At 45.5% G+C, this 24,931-nt stretch carries 19 protein-coding genes and 6 pseudogenes; 14 read left to right on the top strand and 11 right to left on the bottom strand.

Going from position 1 to position 24,931, the window contains the following annotated elements:
* Window positions 1-460: 460 nt before the first annotated feature.
* Window positions 461-1,387 (bottom strand): succinylglutamate desuccinylase/aspartoacylase family protein, encoded by a 927-nt coding sequence (locus JK154_RS02690; protein WP_211990975.1) that lies wholly within the window; start codon window positions 1,385-1,387, stop codon window positions 461-463.
* Window positions 1,388-1,719: 332 nt separating this feature from the next.
* Here JK154_RS02690 and JK154_RS02685 point away from each other — a divergent pair.
* Together JK154_RS02685 and JK154_RS02680 are read left to right on the top strand one after the other, a co-directional pair.
* A pseudogene (locus JK154_RS02685) lies at window positions 1,720-3,275 on the top strand (ABC transporter substrate-binding protein).
* 306 nt (window positions 3,276-3,581) lie between these two features.
* Window positions 3,582-3,908: an Arc family DNA-binding protein gene (locus JK154_RS02680; RefSeq protein WP_283093654.1), complete on the top strand. Its 327-nt coding sequence runs from the start codon at window positions 3,582-3,584 to the stop codon at window positions 3,906-3,908.
* A gap of 128 nt (window positions 3,909-4,036) precedes the next feature.
* Here the strand turns inward: JK154_RS02680 and JK154_RS02675 are convergent, their stop codons facing one another.
* A complete protein-coding gene (locus tag JK154_RS02675) occupies window positions 4,037-4,294 on the bottom strand; it encodes a colicin E3-like toxin immunity protein (protein ID WP_211990973.1) in 258 nt (85 codons plus the stop codon).
* A 9-nt stretch (window positions 4,295-4,303) separates the two neighbouring features.
* Window positions 4,304-4,714, bottom strand: a pseudogene (locus JK154_RS02670) (colicin E3/pyocin S6 family cytotoxin); the annotation flags it as partial.
* 272 nt (window positions 4,715-4,986) lie between these two features.
* Here JK154_RS02670 and JK154_RS02665 point away from each other — a divergent pair.
* From JK154_RS02665 to ttcA, 3 genes and pseudogenes are all read left to right on the top strand, one after another.
* A pseudogene (locus JK154_RS02665) lies at window positions 4,987-6,198 on the top strand (IS3 family transposase).
* 103 nt (window positions 6,199-6,301) lie between these two features.
* Window positions 6,302-7,252 (top strand): annotated as a pseudogene (locus tag JK154_RS02660) (site-specific integrase); the annotation flags it as partial.
* Window positions 7,253-7,300: 48 nt separating this feature from the next.
* Window positions 7,301-8,233 (top strand): tRNA 2-thiocytidine(32) synthetase TtcA, encoded by a 933-nt coding sequence (gene ttcA / locus JK154_RS02655; protein WP_211990970.1) that lies wholly within the window; start codon window positions 7,301-7,303, stop codon window positions 8,231-8,233.
* Window positions 8,234-8,508: 275 nt separating this feature from the next.
* Here the strand turns inward: ttcA and zntB are convergent, their stop codons facing one another.
* Complete coding sequence (zntB, locus tag JK154_RS02650; RefSeq protein ID WP_211990969.1) at window positions 8,509-9,495, bottom strand: zinc transporter ZntB; 987 nt, start codon at window positions 9,493-9,495, stop codon at window positions 8,509-8,511.
* A gap of 495 nt (window positions 9,496-9,990) precedes the next feature.
* Here zntB and JK154_RS02645 point away from each other — a divergent pair, with 495 nt between their 5' ends.
* Entirely contained in the window at window positions 9,991-10,422 is a 432-nt protein-coding gene (locus tag JK154_RS02645) for a hypothetical protein (protein ID WP_211990968.1), read from the top strand.
* Window positions 10,423-10,497: 75 nt separating this feature from the next.
* Here JK154_RS02645 and JK154_RS02640 read toward each other — a convergent pair whose 3' ends face one another.
* Entirely contained in the window at window positions 10,498-10,830 is a 333-nt protein-coding gene (locus tag JK154_RS02640; RefSeq protein WP_211990967.1) for a hypothetical protein, read from the bottom strand.
* Between the two features lie 400 nt (window positions 10,831-11,230).
* Here JK154_RS02640 and JK154_RS02635 point away from each other — a divergent pair, with 400 nt between their 5' ends.
* The gene (locus JK154_RS02635) at window positions 11,231-12,637 is read left to right on the top strand and encodes a hypothetical protein (protein ID WP_211990966.1); all 1,407 of its coding nucleotides are present in this window, start codon (window positions 11,231-11,233) and stop codon (window positions 12,635-12,637) included.
* Window positions 12,638-12,868: 231 nt separating this feature from the next.
* Here the strand turns inward: JK154_RS02635 and JK154_RS02630 are convergent, their stop codons facing one another.
* The gene (locus JK154_RS02630) at window positions 12,869-14,080 is read right to left on the bottom strand and encodes an MFS transporter (protein ID WP_211990965.1); all 1,212 of its coding nucleotides are present in this window, start codon (window positions 14,078-14,080) and stop codon (window positions 12,869-12,871) included.
* Window positions 14,081-14,187: 107 nt separating this feature from the next.
* Here JK154_RS02630 and JK154_RS02625 point away from each other — a divergent pair, with 107 nt between their 5' ends.
* The 5 genes from JK154_RS02625 to JK154_RS02605 all read left to right on the top strand — a co-directional run bounded on the left by JK154_RS02625 (window position 14,188) and on the right by JK154_RS02605 (window position 17,456).
* On the top strand, window positions 14,188-15,144 hold the full coding sequence (locus JK154_RS02625) for a LysR family transcriptional regulator (RefSeq protein WP_211990964.1): 957 nt from the start codon (window positions 14,188-14,190) through the stop codon (window positions 15,142-15,144).
* Window positions 15,144-15,320: a hypothetical protein gene (locus tag JK154_RS02620; RefSeq protein WP_211990963.1), complete on the top strand. Its 177-nt coding sequence runs from the start codon at window positions 15,144-15,146 to the stop codon at window positions 15,318-15,320. The genes JK154_RS02625 and JK154_RS02620 overlap by 1 nt, the downstream gene beginning before the upstream one ends.
* Before the next feature lie 140 nt (window positions 15,321-15,460).
* Window positions 15,461-16,027, top strand: coding sequence for a TetR family transcriptional regulator (locus JK154_RS02615; RefSeq protein WP_211991337.1), 567 nt, complete (start codon window positions 15,461-15,463; stop codon window positions 16,025-16,027).
* 63 nt (window positions 16,028-16,090) lie between these two features.
* Entirely contained in the window at window positions 16,091-16,567 is a 477-nt protein-coding gene (locus JK154_RS02610; RefSeq protein WP_211990962.1) for a nuclear transport factor 2 family protein, read from the top strand.
* Window positions 16,568-16,991: 424 nt separating this feature from the next.
* On the top strand, window positions 16,992-17,456 hold the full coding sequence (locus tag JK154_RS02605; protein WP_211990961.1) for a hypothetical protein: 465 nt from the start codon (window positions 16,992-16,994) through the stop codon (window positions 17,454-17,456).
* Window positions 17,457-17,497: 41 nt separating this feature from the next.
* Here the strand turns inward: JK154_RS02605 and JK154_RS17690 are convergent.
* Together JK154_RS17690 and JK154_RS02600 are read right to left on the bottom strand one after the other, a co-directional pair.
* A pseudogene (locus JK154_RS17690) lies at window positions 17,498-17,710 on the bottom strand (IS110 family transposase); the annotation flags it as partial.
* A 374-nt stretch (window positions 17,711-18,084) separates the two neighbouring features.
* The gene (locus JK154_RS02600) at window positions 18,085-19,707 is read right to left on the bottom strand and encodes a peptide ABC transporter substrate-binding protein (RefSeq protein ID WP_211991336.1); all 1,623 of its coding nucleotides are present in this window, start codon (window positions 19,705-19,707) and stop codon (window positions 18,085-18,087) included.
* A 279-nt stretch (window positions 19,708-19,986) separates the two neighbouring features.
* Between JK154_RS02600 and mpaA the strand changes: the two genes are divergently transcribed.
* Complete coding sequence (gene mpaA / locus JK154_RS02595) at window positions 19,987-20,697, top strand: murein tripeptide amidase MpaA (protein WP_211990960.1); 711 nt, start codon at window positions 19,987-19,989, stop codon at window positions 20,695-20,697.
* On the opposite strand, the gene ycjG is transcribed toward mpaA, so the two are convergent.
* On the bottom strand, window positions 20,657-21,658 hold the full coding sequence (gene ycjG / locus JK154_RS02590) for an L-Ala-D/L-Glu epimerase (protein WP_211990958.1): 1,002 nt from the start codon (window positions 21,656-21,658) through the stop codon (window positions 20,657-20,659). The two genes, mpaA and ycjG, sit on opposite strands and share 41 nt — an antisense overlap.
* A 225-nt stretch (window positions 21,659-21,883) precedes the next feature.
* On the opposite strand from ycjG, the gene tpx reads away from it, so the two are divergent.
* Window positions 21,884-22,390, top strand: a complete 507-nt coding sequence (gene tpx / locus JK154_RS02585) for a thiol peroxidase (protein WP_211990957.1) — start codon at window positions 21,884-21,886, stop codon at window positions 22,388-22,390.
* A gap of 77 nt (window positions 22,391-22,467) precedes the next feature.
* On the opposite strand, the gene tyrR is transcribed toward tpx, so the two are convergent.
* Both tyrR and JK154_RS02575 read right to left on the bottom strand, forming a co-directional pair.
* Complete coding sequence (tyrR, locus tag JK154_RS02580; RefSeq protein WP_211990955.1) at window positions 22,468-24,030, bottom strand: transcriptional regulator TyrR; 1,563 nt, start codon at window positions 24,028-24,030, stop codon at window positions 22,468-22,470.
* A gap of 145 nt (window positions 24,031-24,175) precedes the next feature.
* Window positions 24,176-24,868: pseudogene (locus JK154_RS02575) on the bottom strand (TIGR01620 family protein); the annotation flags it as partial.
* Window positions 24,869-24,931 lie beyond the last annotated feature (63 nt).

Raw genomic sequence — 24,931 nt, 5'->3', positions numbered from 1 at the left:
ACTTTAATTCAAAGTGAAGCTGGTGCGTTTACCAGGCCGGGAACTACCACGGCGGCTAAGAAAAAATGCACAATATTTGATAAGCAATTCTGGCCTATTGTATTGCAATTGTCGATGAGGATATAGGGAACATTTTGTCGGTCTCCGTGTGCGCAAGCACTCTCTTTTCATCTGTCAGGAGCGAGTAAATATCAGACGTGGTCTTTATGGGTGATCCACCGGTGGAAAATGGTGCGGAAATCTGGCCTGTCAAAAAACCAGATTTGGGTATCACGCGTAATTCAGCAGAAAGTCATCCTTGAATGATAACCAGAGGAGAACAGTCCTGAGGCAAAGAAAGCGGAGAGTCCACGCATGATAAGGTTATCCTGCCTGTCTCTGTGTCGTGAGAGCCTGCCCCCATAGAATGCGGGTTATCACACTGACGACACATGTATCATTATTATATTTCAATGGAATTCTAATGATGGGCAATACCAATCAGTGCATCACCCACCGTCACCGAAAGACTGGTCAAATAGTAAAGTACACGACCGTCAAAATCGGATGTAATGGTCTCCAGTATTTCGCCTGAAACTGCCCGTATTTCACCCAGTATATCGCCGTGCCGGACTTCTTCTTCCAGCGTAAAGAACGGATACCACAATCCAGTAGCAGGCGCTTTCGGGATCCATAAATCCACGACAGCAATTTTATTGGTATCCAGAACCGGCACATCGGATTGTGTAATATTCAAGAAATTTAATACCCTATAAATTCCAAGAGTGAGTTGCTCCACCGTATTCTCAGCCCATAAACCATTACCGCTAACTTCAGCAATAATTCCCGGTAACCCGACCTGTTCTGCAGCATCAAGGGTATATCCGTGCCCGTCTGTTGATACGGCATGAGGCAAGCCAAAAGTCTTTGCCAGCGCCTGTGCTTTAGCATTGTTTCGGGGGAATAGAGTAAAAGGACTCAGTGACTCGACCAAGTCCCCCCCATGCAGATCAATATAAGCATCAAAAGATGGGAAAACATTCTGAGTTAACCAAAATGCCAGTCTTTCTGATTTACTGCCTTGTTCCTTACCAGGAAAAACACGGTTAAGATTTTTATTATCCTCAGGGAATACAAAAATACTGCGCTGATAAAACCCATTCACATTTAATATTGGCAAAACAAAAACTGAACCCGAAAGATGGGCTGAATCAAGATTTTTTAATCTCAATGCGGCTTCGATAGAGCAGAACTCTGAGCCATGAACGCCTGCCGTAATCAAAAGCCTGGGCCCCGGCTTGTTACCGATGATATGAATGAAAGGAAGTTCTGTATCATTGCCAACATTGATACTGCCCTGGTACGTTCCTGCCTTATTGTTTTTTAATAGCTCATTTATTCTCGTCATTTAATACCCCAAACCATTACTACCAAAGTAATGAAGTTATCACTTTCACACACAGGGCATAAATGCAAATGTAAGATTAAGATAGCAATAAAAGTCATTTGCAAGACAAACCATTAGGCAGATACTTAGCGCAGATGATTTAAATATAATTAAAGATACAAATGATGATAGTAAATAGCACAAAAAATAATACGTTACTACTACGTAATAAAAAAATGACCCACCGAGACTCCTTTCACCCGGTACATATAACAGCGGGCGCCGGGATTATAATAAGATACTAGAGGTTCTACAGTTTGATGCAAAGTAAAATAAAGATATTAATATTATTAATGGCCAGTATGGCAAGTATTCCTGCGTGGGCAAAACCCAGTGCTTTAGTCTATTGCTCAGAGTCGTCTCCCGATGGATTCAATCCACAAACCACTCTGTCTGCCGCGACTGGGGATGCTGGTGCAATGACGATATTTAATCGGCTGATAGAATTCAAACCCGGGACAACAGAGATAGAACCCGCACTGGCAGAAAAATGGAGTGTCAGTGAGGATGGGAAAACATACACATTCCATTTGCGAAAAAATGTTTCTTTTCAGTCAAATAAATATTTTACGCCCACAAGAAAGTTTAATGCTGATGATGTTATTTTCACCTTTGAAAGGCAAAGTGATCCCAATAACAAATTCCATAAATTATCCGGGGGGCAGTATCCTTTATTCGAGGGTTCAGGAATTAAAGGCCTGATCAATAAGATAAATAAAATTGATGAAAATACGGTCAGTGTTGAGCTAAAAGAACCAAACGCAACCTTTTTATCTCTACTTGCTATGGATTTTGCTTCAATACAATCAGCAGACTATGCAGAGGCCTCTTTTTCCGCGGGGCATCCTGAGCGAATTGATTTATACCCCCTGGGAACCGGGCCATTCACTTTAAAAAGATATGAAAAAGATTCAAGGATTTTTTATACTGCATTTGATGATTACTGGAAAGGCAAGCCTAAAATTGATCAGCTGATTTTTTCTATCACTCCTGATGCATCCTTGCGTTATGCAAAACTCATTAAAAATGAATGCCAAATAATGGCTAACCCTAACATCCCTGATCTGGGGAATATCAGTAAAAACCACCAGGTTAAACTGTTGAAATCTCCCGGTTTAAATACTGGTTATATCTCATTTAACACAGAAAAAAACCATTTGATAATAAACTAATCAGACAAGCGCTGACCGAAGCCGTTAACCAAAAAGATATTCTTAACGCGGTATATCAGGGACAAGGTACTGCGGCGAAGAATCTTATACCGCCGACATTATGGCCTGATGACCGTGAGCAGCCAGAAGTGACTTATTCTCCTGCGCATGCTAAAGAGTTACTGGAAAAAGCAGGTTATCCGAATGGATTTGAAATTACACTATGGTCATTACCTGTTAAGCGCCCCTATAATCCAAACGGCAAGCAAATTGCCGAAATGATCCAAAGTGACTGGGAAAAAATAGGTCTGAAAGTTAACATCGCCACATATGAGTGGGCCGAATATATAAAACGAGCGGTCGCGGGTGAACATGACGCACTCATGATAGGCTGGACGGCAGATTTTGGTGATCCCGACAATTTCTTTAGTTCATTAACCTGTGCGGCAGTGAAAGGCAGTTATAATTTTTCACGCTGGTGTTATCAACCTTATGATGACTTAATTTTACAGGCCAGGGCCATCACCGATCAGACTGCACGATCCGAACTTTATAAAAAAGCGCTGAATATAATAAGAGAGCAAGCACCTGATTTGTTCCTGGCACACTCCACAATTTATGATGTTATCGATAATAATGTAAAAGGATATACTATTGACCCGCTGGGAAAACATAATTTTTCAAATGTAGAGCTTTAATCCTGCTAATCGTTTTCCATCAATATCGTTCAAAATGCCCGGGACTCGTCCTGGGCTTTAACTATATTGAAACCAATATATTTTTTCTTACCTTAATCCGCACACCCTTTGCCATGCCACACATGACAATACAATGCTAATCACAAGGAATTGCTATCACGGGTGAAAGCTGCCTTCGCCACAAGAAATATCAAAAAATGGTAATACACAAAAGAGCGTTGAGCACGCAACGCTCTTCTGTGTGGTCATCAGACCTCCCAGTGAGTGTCGTCCTTCTGGTGGGGGCTGGAAACGCAGAACAAATAACTGCGTACTGATTTAGGCCATATCCATGACTCTTTAAATTCTGCTGTAAAACGTGCTGGTATTCGTCGCCGCAATCCGTACCATACACGGCGCTCTATGAATTCAGAGATTATTCACATTCTTGAGAGTGCTTTGGAGGCTGATGGCACGACAGATAATTTCAATGACTTGCCTGAAATTAATATAATAAATGGGAGAAATGATGGGCAGGTCGAATACATTCAAGATGCAGATAATCTAAGGAAACTATTGAATAGTGAGGTAGATAGGTTTAAAAAAAACCTTTTCAACAGTTTCTACGAAGCATTGAACAGTAAGGATAAATAGTGAAATCCGAACTCCAACCAACAAAAAGCCCACCTGGTGGGCTGATAGCTAAATCAATAATGAAGGTTCCAGCATTCATCCATAAGCACTGGAACCTAGCACTACATTTCATCCATGATGGATTATCATTACCAATTTCCATCTCGGTAATCAAAGCTTACATAATATGACCCCTTACTCAGATCAATTTCATCTTTAAAGAGAGGTTGCAATAAAGGAATCCATTCTTTGCTCACTTTAAAATCACCGTTGTTAATACTACCGTCTAAGGGAATACCCAAGCTTTCAATGACAGAGCCATCATCACCAAAGTCCTTAGAATACTCCTCACCTTTAAATTCATTTGTTTTTTTGTCAAACCAAGTCAAGTTAAATTTCAGTCCCATATAGTCCTCTCAAAGATATCGTTTAATATTGCGCTTTGGTTCTGCAGGTTTCAACTGTTTACCTGTTTTGAAATCAAATGCACCAAGATGCTTCCCATCACTCGCTTGATACCCTTCAAGCTCACCATGACTAGAGTCCCATTCATAAACCTTACGGCCTTTATCGCCAATCCACCGCTTGCGCAGTCCACCGCCTCCCTGCAATGGGGTCCCTGGTGTCCCTTTTTTTAATTCACCCACCCCCTTTATATCTTCGGTCTTTGGTGCCGGATGGTATTCATGTCCGTAATTTTTCGTGCCTTTCCTTGGCTTCTTTTTTTCTTCATTTAATTTATTTTCAGCTTCTTTTACTTTAGTTTCTTTTTGCTTACGGCTTTCAAGGGCTGCATTCAAAACAGCCTGAGATTTTTTGATATCATCCTGACGATCAAGAATATCCTTACGTAATTGGTCATAAATCTCAATAGTTAGGTTTTTAATTGCATTGCCAACCTTTAACCCATCATCTGTTGGAGCTGATATGTCATACTTTAGTACGGTATTTACATATCCAGACCCACCAAGTTTAATCAACTGGTCTAGCTTTAACTGGTCATCAATAGTTTCTTTATAAATGACATGTACAGTACCACCGTAGAACATACCGATAGGCTGGGTGTAGTGGCACACTGAATTTGGCCACCTGAATAGAGGTGATATCATCACCTCACAGTAAAAACAGGTGACATTATGACCGGACGTAACAGACGCAATTTTAGCCCCGAGTTTCGCCTCGAAGCTGCCCAGCTTGTACTCGATCAGCATTACACCGTTGCCGCCGCTGCTACGGCAATGAACGTCGGCAAATCCACAATGGACAAATGGGTTCGACAACTGAAAGAAGAGCGAGCGGGAAAATCACCCACTGCTTCACCCATGACACCTGAGCAGATTGAAATACGCGAGCTAAAGAAAAAACTTCAACGTTTTGAAATGGAAAGAGATATATTAAAAAAGGCTACCGCGCTCTTGATGTCAGACTCCCTGAACAGTTCTCATTAGTTGAGAAACTCAGGGCGCGGTTTCCCGTTGCCGTCGTGTGCAAAGTGTTTGGGGTTCACCGCAGCAGCTATAAATACTGGCGGCAGCCAAAGAAACCTGATGCCACACGCGTGGTATTACTCAGTCTTGTGCGTGAAAGCTATCGCGAAAGTAATGGTTCCGCAGGTGCTCGTAATATTGCCGCGATGGTCACGAACAAAGGTGTAAAACTGAGTCGCTGGCGGGCAACAAAACTGATGAAAGAGCTTCGTCTCATCAGCTGTCAGCAGCCAGGTCATCGATATAAAAAGGCGTCTAAAGAAAACATTGAGATCCCTAATTATCTGGATCGCCAGTTTGCTGTTACCGAGCCTAATCAGGCCTGGTGCGGTGATGTGACTTATATCTGGACGGGAAAACGCTGGGCTTATCTGGCTGTAGTACTCGATTTGTTTTCCCGTAAACCGGTTGGCTGGGCGATGTCATTTTTCCCTGATTCAGCACTGACAGGTAAAGCCCTGTCGATGACCTGGGAAGCACGGGGAAAACCGGCTAATTTACTGTATCACTCGGATCAAGGCAGTCACTATACCAGCAGGAATTTCAGGCAGTTACTGTGGAGATATCAGATAAAGCAAAGTCTGAGTCGCCGGGGGAATTGCTGGGATAACAGCCCGATGGAACGTTTTTTTAGAAGTTTGAAAACAGAATGGGTGCCGGATAATGGGTACGCTAATTTTAGCGAAGCCAGCACAGCGATAACGAATTACATAATGGGATATTACAGCCAGCTCAGACCCCATCAATATAATAGTGGCTTGACGCCGAATGAATCAGAACGATTGTTCTGGAAAAACTCTAAAGCCGTGGCCAGTTTTGCTTGACCACTACAATTCCAGCAATATCCAGCAGGTATCCACAACGGGTTCAAACAAAATCACTTCTTTTAGTGAATTGGTTACAACTTGGTTAGAAAACAGAAGAATTGAGCTATGTGCCAATACCTATCGTAAAACAGGTTCGCAACTAAAAACCATAACAAAGATAGTCGGCGCTGAAACTCTGATAAGAGAAATTACGCATAACGATATACTGCGATACCGAACTGAATTGCTGGAGGGAGCGACGATGTACTCCCTTGAAACACGAGCTAACAAGATTGGGCGGAGCGTACGAACCGTTGATAATTATGTAGCATTGCTATGCTCTCTTTTACGTTTCGCTCATCGTTCTGGGTTCACATCTGAAAAAGCATTTGAGGGAATAAAAAAGCTACAGAAAAGTAAAACTAAGCCCGATCCGCTAACACGTACTGAATTTGATAAATTAATGGATGCTAATGATGGGCAACGAAGAAACCTATGGCAATTCGCGGTTTACTCTGGCCTGAGGCATGGGGAGCTTGCCGCTCTGGCGTGGGAAGATATTGATCTCAAGGCTGGAACTGTCAGTGTAAAAAGAAGCCTCAATACGCTAGGTATGTTCGGGCCACCAAAAACAGAAGCAGGAATACGCACAGTCGCACTATTACAACCTGCAATCGATGCCCTTGTAGCCCAACAAGAACTGACCGGTAAGTATCCGAAGACTGAAATCGTTTATCATCACCGCGAGTACGGCCATACGGAGCGTCAGCGAGTCCATTTCGTATTTATGCCGAGAGCCAGGAATGGCGAGCAAAAACCGTATTACTCTTTAAGCAGCATTGGTGACCGTTGGAACTCAGCTGTAAAACGTGCTGGTATTCGTCGCCGCAATCCGTACCATACACGACACACTTTCGCATGCTGGTTATTAGCCGCAGGCGCTAACCCGTCTTTTATTGCCAATCAGATGGGGCATGAAAACGCGCAGATGGTATATGAAGTCTATGCCGCATGGATAGAAGAGATGAATCATGAACAGGTAGAAATGCTGAATGAGAAGCTAGCATTCTAAAGAGTTTTGTCCCATTTATGCCCCATTTGATACTTGAGTAACAGTTAAATGATTGATAAACAACAAGAAAACAAGAAGCAGCAGTACAACTTGAATAAGTTGCAGAAACGTTTGCGCCGTAATGCTGGCGAAGCAATTGCTGACTTCAATATGATAGAAGAAGGCGACCGTATTATGGTCTGCCTGTCCGGGGGGAAAGACAGCTACACCATGCTGGAAATTCTGCGTAGCTTGCAGAAAAGTGCCCCCATTAATTTTAGCCTGATAGCGGTTAACCTCGATCAGAAACAACCCGGCTTCCCGGATCATATTCTACCCGCCTACCTCGAAAGCGAGGGGGTGGAGTATAAAATTGTGACCGAGAATACTTATGGGATTGTTAAAGAGAAAATACCCGAAGGGAAAACGACTTGCTCACTCTGCTCTCGCTTACGTCGTGGTATTCTCTATCGCACAGCTACTGAGTTAGGCGCCACAAAAATCGCCCTTGGACACCACCGTGACGATATCCTCCAGACACTCTTTTTAAATATGTTCTATGGCGGCAAGATGAAAGGCATGCCACCAAAACTAATGAGTGATGATGGTAAACACATTGTCATTCGCCCACTGGCTTATTGCCGTGAAAAAGATATTGAACGCTTTGCCATTGCGCGTAATTATCCAATTATTCCGTGTAACTTGTGCGGTTCACAACCTAATTTACAGCGTCAGGTTATTGCCGATATGTTGCGCGACTGGGATAAACGTTATCCTGGACGTATAGAGACCATGTTCAGTGCGATGCAGAACGTGGTTCCTTCACATCTCTGTGACACTGAATTGTTTGATTTTAAAGCCATAACCCATGGATCAGACGTTATCAATGGCGGTGACATTGCCTTTGACCGGGAAACATTGCCACAGCAGCCTGTCGGGTGGCAGCCTGAGGAAATGGATGAGATAACGCATCAGCGGCTTGATGTTCTGGAAATAAAGTAATGCATTGCCCCCCTTAAATCGGGGGTAATTTACTGCGTGTCACCGAAACAGCAGGCAAAAAAAAGCCGACTCGTTACAAGTCGGCATCATCGGAATTAATTGTGCTATGCATTAATTCTTAAGAAGAAAGTAAGACAAATATGGAGCACAACGCCCATGTTTCACATATGACGCTGCATTCACCTGCGGGACACAGTATTAACTAAAAGTGGCTCTCATTTTTTGATTTTGCTCAATTAAAAAAGGGTTTATACAAAAAATCACACATCCCCGGCTTATATCCACTTCCTGTGATGCAGCCACCACGTCACACAGCCAATGATGATAACCAACGCCGCACAAAATAGCCCGAAGCCAAATGTCCATTCCGCACCCGGTATACCACCGAGGTTGACACCAAATAACCCGGTCAGAAACGTACTGGGCAAAAAAACCATAGCCATAAGCGACATGGTATAAGTACGTCTGCCTAACGCTTCCTGCATTAATTGCGAGATTTCGTCTGTCATCACCGCGGTTCGTGCAATACAGGCGTCAATTTCATCCAACCCTCTTCGCCCCAGCCTGTCCGCCACATCCTGCATGAGTCGACGCTGGTCATCATTTATCCAGCTGATACGTTCATTTGCCAGACGGGCATAAACATCACGCTGGGGAGCCATATAGCGACGCATGACAATTAGCTGCTTGCGCAGCAATGCAAGACTGCCGCGGGGTGGAACTTTCTGGTCGAGTAGATCGTCTTCAAGATCAATAATTTTATCGTGCAAATGCTCAACAAAATCACTGGCATGATCAGTCAGTGCGTCACACACACTTACCAGCCAGCTTCCACTGTCCGTAGGCCCTACATTAGTGGAAAGATCACTGATCACATCATCCAGTGCTAAAATAGTACGCTCACAGGTGGTAATGATAATTGTGTCATTAATAAACAAGGGCATGGCGACCATTTGCTCGGGGCGCTCTTCTGTACCACCGTTCACACAATGCAGCGTGATGAGAGAGCCTTCCCCCAGTCTGGATACACGTGGCCGAAGGCTTTCTCCCGTCAAAGCATCACGGACGCTGTCTGGAATTAATGGGCTATTAAGCAGCCAGTTTGCACTATCCTGTTGAGTATAATTAAGGTGTAGCCAGCAGGGGTGCTCCTTATCAATGATACTGTCGTTATCGACAGGCTTAGCACCGCCTTTACCATTCAATTGCCAGGCAAAGATCGCATCTGGCACATTTAATTCGCTACCTTTAATCACACCCACTACCATCATCCTTATTCGGGATACTGTTTTTCATAGTCTAGCGCTCTTCAACCGTAAGGCAATAGCTTGTGACAGCGCAACATCGGTTGTTTTGTTATAAAAAATGTTAAATGCAGCCTGTTGCCCGTGAAAAGCTGATTAACAAGATCAATATATTAGTAAAAATACCGGTCCATATCGTGGATATTTTATCTCATGGTAATGCTTCTCTGATGAGCAAATGAGAGCCTTATAAAACGTGGTTCAAACCCCATAAAACAACATTAATGTATCATTATAAAACATTTTTGTTAATCACTGTGCTACACTGAATTACTGGGTCATATATTCAGGATTAGTATTGTGGCCCTTTTGCCATTAGCGGAAAGCCCCCGCATGCCTGCCGGGCTGAAATGGCAAAGATACCGCCACGCTAAATAGATAACGTATTATATGATGAAATTTTGTCTTTCAATCATCAGCCCATGGCTGATGCAATAACAATAAGGTTAATATATGTTCAGGTATCCCATTACGGTAGCTTTTGACGAAGAAACAGGTGAGTATGAGATCAGCTATCGTGATTTTAATGATCTTTATTCCAGCGCTCTGACAGAAGATGATATTGAGCTGGAAGCAAAAGATGGGCTAACGAGCTTTATTGCTGAGTTAATAGAATCACGCATTCCCGTTCCAGTAGCATCACTGGGCGAAGAAACCGATATTCGTCTCCATTTACCTGTGCTTACTTGTTTGAAAATAGCGCTACATAACGCCATGATTAACACGGGTACACGCAAGGCTGATTTAGCGCGTAAACTGAATCAGAAAGGCCCGCAGATTGATCGGCTGTTAGATGTTGAGCATGCTTCCAAGGTGGAAACACTGGAACAGGCATTATATCTTTTAGGGTATGAAGTATCCGTCTCTGTCGACAAGCTTTCCTGATTTTAACCGGGGGCTGTTGATCGCCCCCTGTTATTCAAAACAGCATCACCGGATGATCCGCGGATGTTTATCTGCTCAGTCCACATTCCATAGTGTTTCATCAAGTTCTAATATTATTTTATTATTCACTATGTTATAACTTACCTCCCCTTTTCCTTCAAAGACCTCATTCTGCCCATTACAAGGCGCAAAATAATTTATCTTGCAACAGTAATTTATTTTCTCAGCCGAGATATTGGTTATGGTAAATGAGTCATCCACGATGGCGTAGCGAATATCCCCACCGTATGCAGATAAAATAGTCCCGCTAAAAACAGATGCGTGAGCCTCTAACAATTTACTCAAATCAACCATGCTCTCTACTGAATTTTCATCTAACGGTATAGTATATTTTCTTATATTATTCATCACCATCCTCTAATAAAAATTATTTTCATATAACATCACAACAATACGCATCACTTTAAAAAGGCACGAAGCAATACCACAGTTAATTATAATGTGCATATAATAAAACTTCAAATAGAATAGCAGATCTATGAAATGGGTTTAATCCATAATAAAAGACAGTGACTCATGAAATAACTTTCATACATCTGCCTCCTGCTGGCAATGTCAATAGCAAGCACCTGCACTGTTGGAAATTGATATATCACCTGCCATTAACATGTGAATATATCAAGGCATTAATGACAAATATTACAACACAGAACCAACACTGTACCTTGTCAATATAAACGCATTAATTGAATAATTGCATGCCAAAATAAAGCCAGACTAATACACATTTAATTAATAAGGAAGCCCTATGCCTAAAATATCTAATCAGCTTTTTTTAAATAGTGACCTTGATTATAACGCCACAATTAAAAAAAATGAACCCATTAGAATATCGATTGGTAACAACCTGGACTCAGCCAGTTCATCATCAAATAAATGTACTGGGCAATGGAGCCTGTATTATAACAGGCAAAAAGACAGCGAATCAAAAGAGATGAACAGTTTAGCGGAGACAAAATCGATACCTGATCAAGAACTTATCCAGATTGATCATGATGTTCAATGTGAAGCTGAAAATCGCTATAATATCATCCAGTCACGCGAAAAACATGTTGCCGCCTCACCGTTAATTTCCGCAAGTAAAAAAAATATACTATTAAGTATCAGTATTCTGCTCGGCTCTGCCGCCGCTGGGGCATTCGCTTTACGTCATTATGTGGATGCCACAAAAAATATGACCGTAGCACCGCTTTCTAATTCATTACGTAATAATATAACTGAAAAAAGATTCCCACCCATAACCACTGAAAAAACCGATTTCTTTGTACCTTCTATGCATCCAGTCACTCGAAAAACTGATGCGCCTTATCAATACTACAGCGATATAAGAGGTACAGATCCTCACACTCTGTTTGACAATGATGCCAGAGTTATCGCCCTTCTTAAAGAAAATGGTTTACTGGCATATAACTCTGAAAATAATATAAGAAAAGAATACTTACTCCCGGCTGTTGCAAAGTATATCCATAATACGAGTGCCGAGGACTCCCAACAATCCTACAGAGAGAGAATGGTGGCAAGAAGTATTGTATTAGAGGAATCATCTTTATTGGAAGATCAGAAACATTATCTGGCTAATCAATCAGATCAGGATATTATCCAGAAATGGTTGTTTTATGATGTTTACGGTATGTCTACCGGGCAATACATTGCCAACAAAATGAAGGAGCATGAAGAGCTTAGTAATTTAAAAATAGGTGACTTAAATAATATGCTGGGCTTTAGTCAGCTGATGGCAAATAAACTGTTCAGCTATCATGTCATACCCGCAGACCAGTGGGGAGAATTTAACCTCATGTGGTATAAGTATTTAGGCTCTGAAATCCCGATGTTAAGATGGGATGATACAGACATGAATCACATCCCACTTAAAAGTCATGAATTTGCCGACTTATTTACAGGCGCAATGGTTCTGGATAAAAACGGTTTTCTCAGAATACATCAGCTTGAAGAATTGATGGATGCTGGAAAAAAACAATGGAGTAAAGCAATAAAAAATGGTGTTGATGCAAGTAAAGTAGATCTTTATACGCTACCTTCCTTCATTGTTCTGGCTGCCAACAAAAAAGATTTTGTAAATGTGCAAAACAGCAGTGCTGAAATTTGTTTAGCTGTCATAGATCAATACCTGGAATATCGGAAAGAAACGGTCTAGATAATAAATCATAAAACCAATACTTTTTTGATATTCATGCCCTTATTTCTAAACGCCTGCGATATAACGTATACAGATACGTTCTGTTAAAACGTTATACCGCAGATTTCCTGTACACGATAAATATAAGCCCCCCTTCCCTCGCCTTCGTATTGATTCAAGCTTACAACGGACTACCCGGATAATCGGTAGCAGGTATTTCTCTTTCAGTTGTGAATAACGCTGTGGAAACTACGCTGTATGAGAATGACGGGACGGAATCATACGGATAATCGCGCTCGCTAATGCCGCTCCCGACAGCAGTATAATGACCCCATACCAGCCGCACCATGCCAGCACCGCACTACCCAGTGCGGAGCCTATGGCCATTCCGATAAAAACGCCGGTAAAAAGTAGCGCATTCAGGCGACTACGGGCAGCAGGTTCCAGACCAAAAATAAGGGTTTGGTGAGAGACTAACGAAGCCTGAACACCGAAATCAAAGAGTACAGCAGACAATCCCAGTAAAATGAGTTGACCATAGACTGGCAGAAGCGCCTGCATAAACAATACGGCAAAGGCCAGAGTTGCCAGTCCAGCAGCCAGCAATGCTATTTTCTCTGGTGCATGACGATCAGCCAGGCGCCCCGCCATTGGCGCCGCCATGGCACCTGCCGCACCCGCCAGCCCAAATGCCCCCGCTGTCGCGCTTCCCATTCCGAACTGAGTATGTAACATCACCGCAAGTGTAGACCAAAATGCACTGAAACTAACCGATAATACGCCTTGAGCAAGTGTTGCCTGCCGCAGTTCAGGATAGCGTTGCCAGAGTTTTCCCATTGAAATCAGCAGATCAGGATAGCTTATCCGCATAGCCGGAACGAGGGAAGGCAGCCGCCGCCAGAGTATCAGCGTCATCAGCAATACCAGCCCTGCGGCAATCAAAAACATACTACGCCACCCGGCATACTGGGCAACAAAACCGCTGACGACTCTCGACAATAATATCCCCAGCAATAACCCCGTCATCACAGAGCCAACCACCTTACCCCGCTGGCTGGCCGGTGCCAGATGTGCCGCTGTTGGTACAATATCCTGGGCCAGTGTTGCCGCAATACCAACAACCAGACTCGCAACCAGTAACTGATATACTGAACTCACCACTGCGCTCATGAATAGCGCAAGCGTCAGCAGGATCCCTTTAATCAAAATCAGAGTCCGCCTGTCATAACGATCCCCCAGTGGCGCAAGAAAAAGTATTCCAAGGGCATAACCCGCCTGCGTCAGTGTCGGAATTAATCCGCTTGTACTGACACTGGTTTGTAAATGACGGGTAATGATCTCCAGCATAGGCTGGTTATAATAAATAGAGGCCACACTGAACCCTGCCCCGGCGGCAAGCGTTAATACCGTTGCAGGTGATATGGTGTGTTCATCTGATAGAGGACGAGATGCTGTCGACATGACGCAATTTCCCAGTTTTAGGTGATGTTGAATGAGAAGGCCATTCTTCTCTGATTTTCCCTTAATCGGTAGCTGCCTGGCAGGTAAAATAGTTATACGATACGCGTATGAACAAAAAACAAATAAACAGCATTGACCGTATAGAACTGATGCAGACCTTTCTGCGCATCGTTGATGCAGGCAGCCTGTCCGCTGCTGCACTATTACTCGGCATGACCCAGCCAACGATCAGCCGCCGTCTGAAGACGCTTGAACAACTATTGGGACTAAAACTGATTCAACGAACAACCCATCAGATGAAGCTGACGGAAGAAGGTGAACGGTGCTATCAACATGCCAGTGCCTTACTGGCAAGCTGGCAAATGATTGAGGATGATTTGCTCGGTGCCTCTGAGACACCCCGGGGTACGCTCCGTGTACTGGTACCCCACGCCTTCGGGCAAGACCAGATGATTGTGCACCTGCAGCGTTTCCTTGCACGTTATCCGCACATCACTGTTGAATGGATGTTAAGTGACAGAACGCCCGATTTTCTGGCGGAAGATATTGATTGCGCGATACATGTCGGCGCCCTGACGGACCCGACAGTAGTGGCCCGACTGGTTGCAGAAGTCCCGCGCATTGTCATCGGCGCACCTGCACTCCTGCAGAATCGTCCTTTTCCTGAGCATCCTCAGCAACTACAGACACTCCCCTGGATAGCCCTGAGCACATTCTACCGGCACAATGTTACTCTGACACACGGATCGACAAATGCGGAATATCCTTTTGATATTCAACCACAGCTACTGACAGACAGCCTGTATGCCTTACGTAACGCGGTATTAAACGGCATCGGGATAGGTATCACCTCCGAATGGATCGTTGAAGAGGATATCGCCCAGGGTACGCTTATCCATTTGACTCCTGAGTGGCATGCTCCCCCATTGCCTGTATATCTGGTATATCCATATGCCCGGTACTACCCGGTAAAGCTGACGCTCTTCCTGGCAATGATGCGCGAGGCGATGCCTGTTTTGAGCGGAACACAGTACCCACGGCAAGGCGTGGCCCGGCAAACCTGATGCCCGGGTTGCAGGGAGAGCGGTATAGCGCCTCCCTGCCAGGGAAAGTGAGCCGTTATCATCTGTCGTGGTATTCCCAACCAAGCCTGTCACCCCATTTCATTCCTGAAAGCTTGCCATTCTCTGATGTCCTTGAGGCAGGTATCCGTCAGCCAAAAACACGGATGTTCAAGTAAACGAGAGCAAGCCTCACGCCAGCAGGAATAAGGGATAAATGTGCCCCTCATATCGCTGATTTTAATGAATGCCTTTACTAAAGAGCTACATTTTTTATCTGCCACTTGATGATGTAGAACGATCGTTCTACCATTACTTCATGAACAGAGAAACGACTAACCCAAGAGATAACATTCTCGCGACTGCCGAAAGGCTTATCTACCAAAACGGCATCCATGCAACAGGCATAGATCTCCTGGTGAAGACGTCAGGCGTGGCCAGGAAGACGATTTATCGCCATTTCGCAAATAAAGAGGACGTGGCTGCAGGCGCCCTGAGCGCTCGTGATATCAGGTGGCTCGCATGGTTCAGGGCTGAGTGCGATAAGGTAAATACCCCACACGAGCGCATCCTGAATATGTTCACTGTACTGAAAAACTGGTTTACGTCTGCAGAATATCGTGGCTGTGCGTTTATCAATACTGCCGGTGAGGTCAGTGACTCCTCTGATCCTGTTCGCCAGATTGCCAGGCGACACAAGCAGAAATTACTGGATTACATATTTGAACTTACCAGGCAATTGAACACAGAGCAGCCTTTGGATCTCGCCAGACAGTTGTTCCTGCTTGTTGAAGGCGCGATCACCATGTCACGGGTGATGGGTGACAGCAACGCAGCCGACGATGCCAAATCTGTCGCTCAACTGCTACTCAAACAGGTCCTGTGATAAGGCCTGAGTTATGTTGGCGTAAAATTAACCGAACGATCGAACTTCACTTGAGGTACTACTATGCCAGGCTCACATCTGCGTCCACCATTCCCTCCGTTCACCCGCGAGACCGCAATTCAGAAAGTACGACTCGCCGAAGACGGGTGGAACACCCGTGATGCCGAAAAGGTGTCACTCGCCTACTCTCTGGAGACAAAATGGCGTAACCGTACGGAATTTGTAAACAATCGCGAAGAGGCACGAGGGTTTCTTGAGCGTAAGTGGAAAAAAGAACAGGAGTATCGCCTCATCAAGGAGTTGTGGGCATTCGATGGTGACCGAATCGCCGTCCGTTACGCTTATGAGTGGCATGATGACTGCGGCAACTGGTTCCGTTCTTATGGAAACGAAAACTGGGAGTTTAGTAAAGATGGCCTGATGCATCGCCGTTATGCGTGTATTAACGATATGCCCATTAAAGAAAGCGAGCGTAAGTTCCACTGGCCGTCAGGACGCCGTCCTGATGACCATCCGGGTCTGTCTGAGCTGGGCCTGTAACGTCCCTTATTTACCCTGAAAATGCCGGGCTGCTGATAAGTAACCCGACAAAAAAGGCCATTAGAGCGCTTCCGACATACTGAATATGTTCCCGGAAGGGTAACCGAGTCCCCCCTGTTGTGGTCATAACCGTGGTTGCCTGTAGCTTGCGGAGGCTTTACCCGTTCGTTACCTTCAGACGTTGCAATAACCTCATAGCACTCAACCACATCACGCCACGGGTAATGAGGACCAGAGACCCGATAATATCAGCAGGCACCACGATGATACGGTGAAAGGCTACTGCATTGAAGGTGGCGAGCTGCCACATCTGAGCCGGCACTTCATCAGCATGATTCGTCTTTCTTAACTAAAGTTAGCGCTATACTTTGCCGTTAATGGTCAATTGATAGTTTTCACCCCACAGCGCAGAGAAGATTAAAAAATGAATTATTTTGAAATAGCGAAAGCAGCCATCAACCCAACAGGGTACTTGCTTGAGATGGCACTCAAGGCAGCTGCTGATGCTTTCTCCTCTTCCTCCTCTAATGAAAACACCACGCCTGAGCAACTTAGTGAAGCAGCCGTTAAAGCCAGTATTACTGCTAATATCCTTTCTGAACAAGCCAAGGTTGAACAAGAGTTATCTATAGCCAAACGAATACTCATCGCAGAAGAAGTTGAGATAGAGGAGTTTTACGATGTATCTGGATCGGGTGGTTTAGGTGCTAAATCTGATGGGGACGCCCTTCACCTTGGGGCACACGCTGAAGGGAAAAAAGTAACCAAGCGAGTCATAAAGTTTAAAGGATTTAACTCTGAAGCAATATCACTCCTTACATCCTCGGTGGCGGCGGAAATAAAAGAACAGAATGAGGCAAGTCAGCAAAATGTAGGTTCTGACTCTTAGACTCTTTCATAAGATTGTAATGGTCAAAAAAAATTGGCCACGGAATACTGATGGGGTCTGAGCTGGCTGTAAGGCCTCATGATGTAATTTGTTATCACCGTAATGGCCTCACTAAAATTGATATAGTCATTATCCGGTACTCCCCCCGTTTTCAGGCTTCGGAAGAACCGTTCTATCAAGCTATTATCCCGGCAATTCAGACTCTGTTTTACCTGATATTTCCACAATAACTGTCTGAAATCATTACTGGTGTGGCGGTATCCGATACAGAGTGATTTAGTGTGTCACTGCACGCCACTGCCCGGCCCTTGAGCCACCGTTTCCCATACGTAGAGAAGTATTCATCACTCTCCTGGATCGTACTCCATTTGCTACAAGTTTTTTGGCCTCAACTCGCTGCCGGGCTGACAGAAACATACAGACCTTCAAGGTCTGTAACTCTACAGGTATTTCAGGCTATTAAACTTAGTGTCGGTTAGCATTGATGGTATCCATTTAGAAAAAAACACCGTCAAAAAATGCGTCTTTCAGCTATGGAAATAAATGGTTAAAAATAGAAAATGGCGCGGTAAGCCGCGCCATTGCTGAATTTCTATGCGGTTAGTACAGGTAAGCTGGGGCACGTATTCTATTTATGTTCCACAATGTACATTGTCCGGCTATAGGCAACATCTTCCGGGTTATTTATTGGATAACCTTTTAACCATGGCTTAATCAGCCGGCCGTTGGTGTACTGATAAATAGGCGCTATCGGTGCTTGTTCCAGCAATATTTTTTCAGCCAGATTATAATCCTGGTTACGTGCTTTATCGGTAGTTTCAAGGGTCGCCTGATTAAGTATTTTGTCATAGGCAGGTGAATTAAAGCGTGAAATATTGCCGCTGTGGGTAGAACTGAGCAGGCTTAAAAAGGTTGATGGTTCATTATAATCCCCAACCCAGGACGCTCGTATCACATCAAAATTGCCGGTATTACGGCTGTCAATGTAGGTTTTCCACTCCTGGTTCTGGAGTTTAACGTCCACACCAAGATTTTTCTTCCACATTGCTGCCACCGCAATTGCAATCTTTTGGTGGTTTTCAGACGTGTTATATAACAATGTGAGATGCAGGGGTTTATCAGGCCCGTATCCTGCGGCACGTAATAACATTTTCGCCTGAGCATTGAGCTCTTCCTGACTCATTTCTTCAAAGGGGGAAGGATCAGGGACAAAACCTGCTGTGACTTCCGGCGTGAAGTGCCAGGCGGGTTTTTCACCCGTCCCTAAGACCTTATCAGCCAGTATCCGGCGATCAATCGTCATATTCAGTGCCTGGCGCACCCGGGTATCTGCCGTAGGTCCCTTTTCGGTATTAAACGCGTAGTAATAGGTTCCCAACTGTGGGGGGGTATAGACTTCCCCCGGAATATCTTTCAGCAGTTTATGATATAGCGCTTTGGGGAATGACTCCGTAATATCGATATCCCCGGCCAGATAGCGCTTAGTGGCTGCCGTTTCCTGGTTAACAGGAATAAAAGTGACCTTGTTCAGGACTGTTTTATCATTGTCCCAATAATGGGGATTACGCACTTCTACCAGTTTCTCATTCACTACACGGTCTTTTAACGTGTAGGCTCCATTACCCACTAAATGGCCCGGTTTAGTCCACTCATTCCCATACTTTTCGATAATATGCTGTGGCACAGGATAGAGTGAAGCATTCACCGCCAGACTGGGAAAATAGGGAACAGGTTTATCTAACTGGATACGTAAAGTGTGATCATCAAGGGCCGTCACCCCCAGTTTATCGACGGGCATTTTACCATCGATAATATCCTGTGCATTGAGTATGCCCGCAAGGGCCGCAAACCAGGCGAAGGAGGAGCTGTTTGCCGGATCAACCAGCCGCCGCCAGCTATAGACAAAATCCTCCGCTTTTAGCGGTGTGCCATCCGACCAGCGTGCATCGTCACGCAGGGTGAAGATCCAGGTTCTATTGTCATTACTCTGCCACTGTGTAGCGACACCGGGAACAATATCCCCTTTTTCATTCTGATTAGTCAGGCCTTCAAACAGATCACGAATTACCTGGATTTCAGGTAAGCCAACAATTTTAACCGGGTCAAGACTGGCAGGCTCATCCTTGATGTGCCGAACTAACTCCTGACGGTCAGCCAGTTTCGTTCCGGCAGGAACATCCGCCGCCAGAGAGGGTTGAATCAGTGCAGCCAGGGTCAGTGCGCAACCACTAAATCGAAGGGTCATTTTCATCATTTTTTCTATCCATATCAGCTTTATGCGCGAAAAAGAAGTGTCAGTTAATGTAGCCTGGTTCAGGACGTTAATTCTACAGAAACTGTCACATCTCTAAAAATAGCTGGATAGCTGGCAAGTCACGCCCTATTTTCAGGTTATCTTCTTTTTGTTCTGATTCGTGCGTGATGATGACGCAAGGTGTCTGACTGCCTATTATTGACTTGCTTAAGCTTATGTTCTGGTAAAACATAACTCACACAACACCAGTTCCTGGGTTCCCTTATAAGGATGATTATGTCTCTCACCCGCCCGCGTCACCAGCGAGGTCATTTGCCTCCTGGCTGTAAACAATATGGCAGTTCAGTACTCGGCGCCCCACTGCTCTATTTTCCTGCCACGGTAACCCACCCCGCGGCAGGGTTGATTATTGCTGGCACTCATGGGGATGAGAATGCCGCGATGGTGACGCTATCTTGTGCACTGCGAACCCTGGAACCACATGCTCGCCATCACCACGTGGTGCTGGCGGTTAACCCTGATGGTTGCCAGCTTGGGCTGCGTGCAAATGTGAATGGTGTGGATCTTAATCGTAACTTTGCCAGTAGTAACTGGCAAAGTGGCGACACGGTGTATCGCTGGAATAGCCAGGCCGATGAGCGAGATGTTCTCCTGTCGACGGGGCATGCACCGGCCTCTGAGCCAGAAACTCTAGCTCTCTGCCAATTAATCAATGAATTGCAACCCGCATGGGTCGTATCATTTCATGACCCACTGGGTTGTATTGAGGATGAAAGGAATTCTGACCTTGGCCACTGGCTGGCTGCAGAATTTCAGCTGCCGCTAGTAAGCCATGTAGGATATGAAACACCCGGTTCTTTTGGCAGTTGGTGTGCTGAACGTGGCCTGCATTGTATCACTGCAGAGTTTCCGCCCATCTCGGCAGACCTGGCCTGTGAAAATTACCTCAGCCCGATGACCCGTTTACTCCGCTGGCCCGCGACTTAAAGACAAGTGAACCGCAGTTAAAGACTAGCCCTGGCTGAACATCATGTTTCAGCCAGGTAGGGCCATCAAGATCAGCAAAACGCGCACTCACAGCCAGGGGCAGTGCGGCATTGATAGCCCTGGAACTGCAAAGCATGCAACCGACCATAATGCCAAAACCCTGCTCTTCTGCTGCCTGAGCTAACAATAATGCTTCGGTTAACCCCCCCGTTTTATCCAGTTTTATGTTCACCATGTCGTAATGCCCCTGTAGCCCTTTAAGGCTGTCGCGGGTGTGACAGCTCTCATCCGCACAAATCGGTAACGGATGAGGAAACAGGGCAAGTGCATGGTCATGACTCGCCGGGAGGGGTTGTTCCAGCATGGCGACATTTAACTCTGCTAACCGCTGGCAACGCTGTGAAAGTCCATCCGGTTGCCAGGATTCATTGGCATCGACAATCAAGACCGCATCAGGAACCGCAGCACGGATCGCCGAGATACGTTCATCAACTTGTTCGTTATTCAGTTTTATCTTTAACAACGAGGCCCCATTTTGCCACAAACTGGCTGCGGAGCTCGCCATCTGTTGCGGGGTACCAATACTGACGGTTTGAGCTGTGGTCAGCTGTCCCGGTAAACTGCTCCCTGCCAATGCAGCAATAGTCGACCCGGCTGCTGCTGCCTCAAGGCTCCATAATGCGCTATCAACCGCATTACGCGCAGCCCCTGCGGGCATCACTGTCTGGAGCGCCTCACGAGTGATACCTTGTTCTATCGCCGGAATAACTGCGTGAATTTGCGCCAGAACCTGCTCAGGGCTCTCACCATAACGAGGGTATGGGGTACATTCACCACTCCCATGAACGCCGTTTTCACTCACCTCCACCACGACCACAACAGCTTCATTCCGTGCGCCACGAGCAATAATAAAAGGAGTATGTAGCGGAAAGCTTTGTGGATAGGCCTTAACTCTTCTCATGCTTCCTCTTTTTTAACAACCGCCATGATGGACAGGCGTGTATGTGAGCCTGATAAACTCTCGCAGGGTCAGCAAGAGCAGTCTGCTGCAAACTGGCGATATAATGACAAGTTCCGGGCGTCACAACAGGGAGTTTTAACTTTTACATAAGTTTTTTATATTCATTCATTGAATCCTGGAATACACTGTTTTAGGTGTTAATTCAATGTAAAAGGAAAAGTTGACATGTCACAAACCGTTCATTTCCAAGGTAACCCAGTAAAAGTTGCTGGTCAGATCCCAAATGTGGGTAGCAAAGCAGCCCCCTTCACCTTAGTTGCCAAGGATCTTTCCGATGTATCACTGAGCCAGTATGCCGGGAAACGCAAAGTTTTGAATATTTTCCCAAGCATTGATACCGGTGTTTGCGCGGCATCTGTACGTAAATTCAACGAACTGGCAACGGGCCTTGATAATACAGTTGTTCTGTGTATTTCTGCCGACCTGCCTTTCGCTCAGTCCCGTTTTTGTGGTGCAGAGGGTCTGAACAATGTGGTGACCCTTTCTACTCTGCGTAACCCTGAGTTCCAGCAAACTTATGGTGTAAGTCTGGAAGAAGGCCCACTGAAAGGCCTGACAGCGCGCGCTGTTATCGTATTGAATGAACAAGATGAAATCATCTTCAGCGAGCTGGTGAATGAAATTACCACCGAGCCAGACTATGCAGCCGCGCTCGAAGCGCTGAAAGCTTAATAAACTTTCAAATTCAGTGCGATAATAATTAAGGAGGGGAAAGCGAACGCTCCCCCTCTTTTTTATTCAGTTCACTCTCACTCTTCACCTTTTTTATGGCCCAGCCCATATTCACGCAATTTATTGGCAATGGCCGTGTGGGACACTCCAAGTCGTTTTGCCAGCTTACGCGTACTGGGGTAACTGCGGTAAAGCTGAGTCAGCACTGAACGTTCAAAACGTCCAATAATTTCGTCCAGTGAACCCTGAACCGTTTCTTCCCCGGCGGCAATATGGGTGGAATCAAAATCTGGCAGGACAATATCCTGAGGACGTAATTCATAGCCATCAAGCTGGGTCAATGCACGATAGAGGGTATTTTTTAGCTGACGAATGTTACCCGGCCAGCCATACTGTGTCAGTAAACGACTTAAATCTGGCGCCAGTCTGGGACGCTCGACCCCTTGTTCATCAGCAAAGCGCGCCACAAACAGTTCAGTGAGCGGCATAATATCTTGCGGGCAATCGCGCAGCGGCGGTAACGTTAGCGTCAGCACATTAAGCCGGTAGTAGAGGTCTTCACGAAACAGCCCTTTCTGTACCAGTTCAACAAGATTTTTCTGTGTGGCACAGATGACCCGAACATCAACATTTACTTCGTGATCTTCCCCTACCCGGCGGAATGTTCCATCATTAAGAAAACGCAGTAATTTGGTCTGCATTCGTGGGGACATTTCGCCAATTTCATCTAATAGTACCGAGCCGCCGTTAGCTTGTTCAAAGAAGCCTTTCTTGCTTTCCTGAGTATTGGCATAGGCTCCGGCAGCATGGCCGAAGAGCTCACTCTCAATAACATCATCCGGGATTGAGCCACAATTCAATGCCAGGAAAGGTTTTTGCGCCCGCGGGCCACTTTTATGACAGGCATTGGCAAACATATCTTTGCCCGTGCCCGTTTCCCCCACAATTAGCAGTGGTGCATTCAGTAACGCCAATTTACGTGCCTGTTCGACTATGTGGCGCATCTTCTGGCTGACCGCAACAATAGAATTGAAGGCGTCCATATCATAATGAGACAGTTTTTGAAGCTGACGTCCCATCCGCACAGTGGATCGCAGCATGACCACGGCACCAATCAGTACAGCAATGCCCTCCTCGTCTTCAAGGTTGACCGGCGTGGCTTCCATCAGGAAATGCTGGCCATTGATCACCAGGTATTCGGTGTGTGATTCCTGGGGGGCACTTTCCAGCCAGCGCGCAAAATTAAAGTCACTGATCAGTGAGGCAATCTGGCTATTACGCAGGCGATCTTCGGGTAAATTAAACAGCTTGCAACTGGCTGAGTTTGCTCGTTCAATACGGCTTTTTAAGTCCAGGGACAGCACAGGTTCCGGGAGCGCCTCCAGCAGAGCACCCAGCGCACGGTGTTCCATCTCTGAAGGCATCCATGAGATAGTGCGCACATCAGTCACCCCGGGAATACGCCGGATTTCAGCCATTAAGCGGCTGAATGCCTCGAAATCGAGATGAGTGAAATTAAGGTAAATACGCCCTATAGGATCGATATCAATACCGCGCAGGTCGATACTACGCAATACCAAGAGATCAAGCAGTTCGCGAGTCAAACCAAGACGATCCTGACAAAAAACTTCCAGACGCATGCAGGTGACCTTATTTCATACTGAAAATATTCGATTAGCCGATAATACCTTAGTTTAGCCCTTGCCAACAGTAGCGTGTCATGAATAGTTGACAGCGAACTGGCAATGAAAACATCCATTATGGAAAAGGCTCAGTCTTTCTGTTCTACTCTTGTTCCCTGCCTGCGGGGACCTTCACTTTTGCTTTATTGATCACCGTTTTTAACTGACCGATAAGCTGTTTACGGAAGTCCCCCAAACGGGGTTTGTCATCTTCAAGCCATGGCAGCGGTCGACAAAGTTCCATGGCCTTAATCCCCAGACGCGCTGTTAACAGACCCGCACCTAATCCCTGGCCTATCCTCGCGGAGAAACGCGCGGTAATGCCCTGAGACATCCACTCAATCCCCGTGTCGCTAATCAGTTCACTGGCCCCGGCAAAGGCAATATTCACTAATACCATGCGAAATAATCGGATGCGGCTGAAGTACCCCAGCTCAATACCATAAATTGCAGCAATACGATTAATCAGCCTGATATTACGCCAGGCAATAAAGGCCATATCGACCAGTGCTAATGGGCTGACAGCAATCATCATTGCCGATTCAGCAGCAGAACGACTAATTTCCCGGCGCGCCTGCTCATCAAGCACTGGCTGTACCCATTGGGCGTAAATAGTCACGACTTCGCGGTCATTATGTGTTTCATGCAGTGCATTTTCAAAGCGTTGCAAAGCCGGGTGGCTCTTATCCAGCCCCGCCTGTTGGGCCAGTTTTTCACAAAATGCATACGCTTTACCCATACCCTGACTATTGAGTAACTCACGGGCGTGATCTCTTTCATCTGCCCGTTGCCTCATATCCGCATGGATGCCGCGCTGGATTTCTTAATTGGAGACAAGTTGCAATGAACCAATCAATTT

This window comes from Citrobacter sp. JGM124 (assembly GCF_018257795.1).
In the GTDB taxonomy this organism is placed as follows: Bacteria; Pseudomonadota; Gammaproteobacteria; order Enterobacterales; family Enterobacteriaceae; genus JGM124.
This window is presented reverse-complemented; position numbering and strand designations above follow the sequence as displayed.

Excerpts from the sequence above, each read along its gene's own strand:
- JK154_RS02690 (WP_211990975.1), bottom strand. The coding sequence starts at position 1,387 with ATGACGAGAATAAATGAGCTATTAAAAAACAATAAGGCAGGAACGTAC.
- JK154_RS02675 (WP_211990973.1), bottom strand. The coding sequence starts at position 4,294 with ATGGGACTGAAATTTAACTTGACTTGGTTTGACAAAAAAACAAATGAA.
- ttcA (WP_211990970.1), top strand. The coding sequence starts at position 7,301 with ATGATTGATAAACAACAAGAAAACAAGAAGCAGCAGTACAACTTGAAT.
- JK154_RS02645 (WP_211990968.1), top strand. The coding sequence starts at position 9,991 with ATGTTCAGGTATCCCATTACGGTAGCTTTTGACGAAGAAACAGGTGAG.
- JK154_RS02640 (WP_211990967.1), bottom strand. The coding sequence starts at position 10,830 with ATGAATAATATAAGAAAATATACTATACCGTTAGATGAAAATTCAGTA.
- JK154_RS02635 (WP_211990966.1), top strand. The coding sequence starts at position 11,231 with ATGCCTAAAATATCTAATCAGCTTTTTTTAAATAGTGACCTTGATTAT.
- JK154_RS02630 (WP_211990965.1), bottom strand. The coding sequence starts at position 14,080 with ATGTCGACAGCATCTCGTCCTCTATCAGATGAACACACCATATCACCT.
- JK154_RS02625 (WP_211990964.1), top strand. The coding sequence starts at position 14,188 with ATGAACAAAAAACAAATAAACAGCATTGACCGTATAGAACTGATGCAG.
- JK154_RS02620 (WP_211990963.1), top strand. The coding sequence starts at position 15,144 with ATGCCCGGGTTGCAGGGAGAGCGGTATAGCGCCTCCCTGCCAGGGAAA.
- JK154_RS02615 (WP_211991337.1), top strand. The coding sequence starts at position 15,461 with ATGAACAGAGAAACGACTAACCCAAGAGATAACATTCTCGCGACTGCC.
- JK154_RS02610 (WP_211990962.1), top strand. The coding sequence starts at position 16,091 with ATGCCAGGCTCACATCTGCGTCCACCATTCCCTCCGTTCACCCGCGAG.
- JK154_RS02605 (WP_211990961.1), top strand. The coding sequence starts at position 16,992 with ATGAATTATTTTGAAATAGCGAAAGCAGCCATCAACCCAACAGGGTAC.
- JK154_RS02600 (WP_211991336.1), bottom strand. The coding sequence starts at position 19,707 with ATGAAAATGACCCTTCGATTTAGTGGTTGCGCACTGACCCTGGCTGCA.
- mpaA (WP_211990960.1), top strand. The coding sequence starts at position 19,987 with ATGTCTCTCACCCGCCCGCGTCACCAGCGAGGTCATTTGCCTCCTGGC.
- ycjG (WP_211990958.1), bottom strand. The coding sequence starts at position 21,658 with ATGAGAAGAGTTAAGGCCTATCCACAAAGCTTTCCGCTACATACTCCT.
- tpx (WP_211990957.1), top strand. The coding sequence starts at position 21,884 with ATGTCACAAACCGTTCATTTCCAAGGTAACCCAGTAAAAGTTGCTGGT.
- tyrR (WP_211990955.1), bottom strand. The coding sequence starts at position 24,030 with ATGCGTCTGGAAGTTTTTTGTCAGGATCGTCTTGGTTTGACTCGCGAA.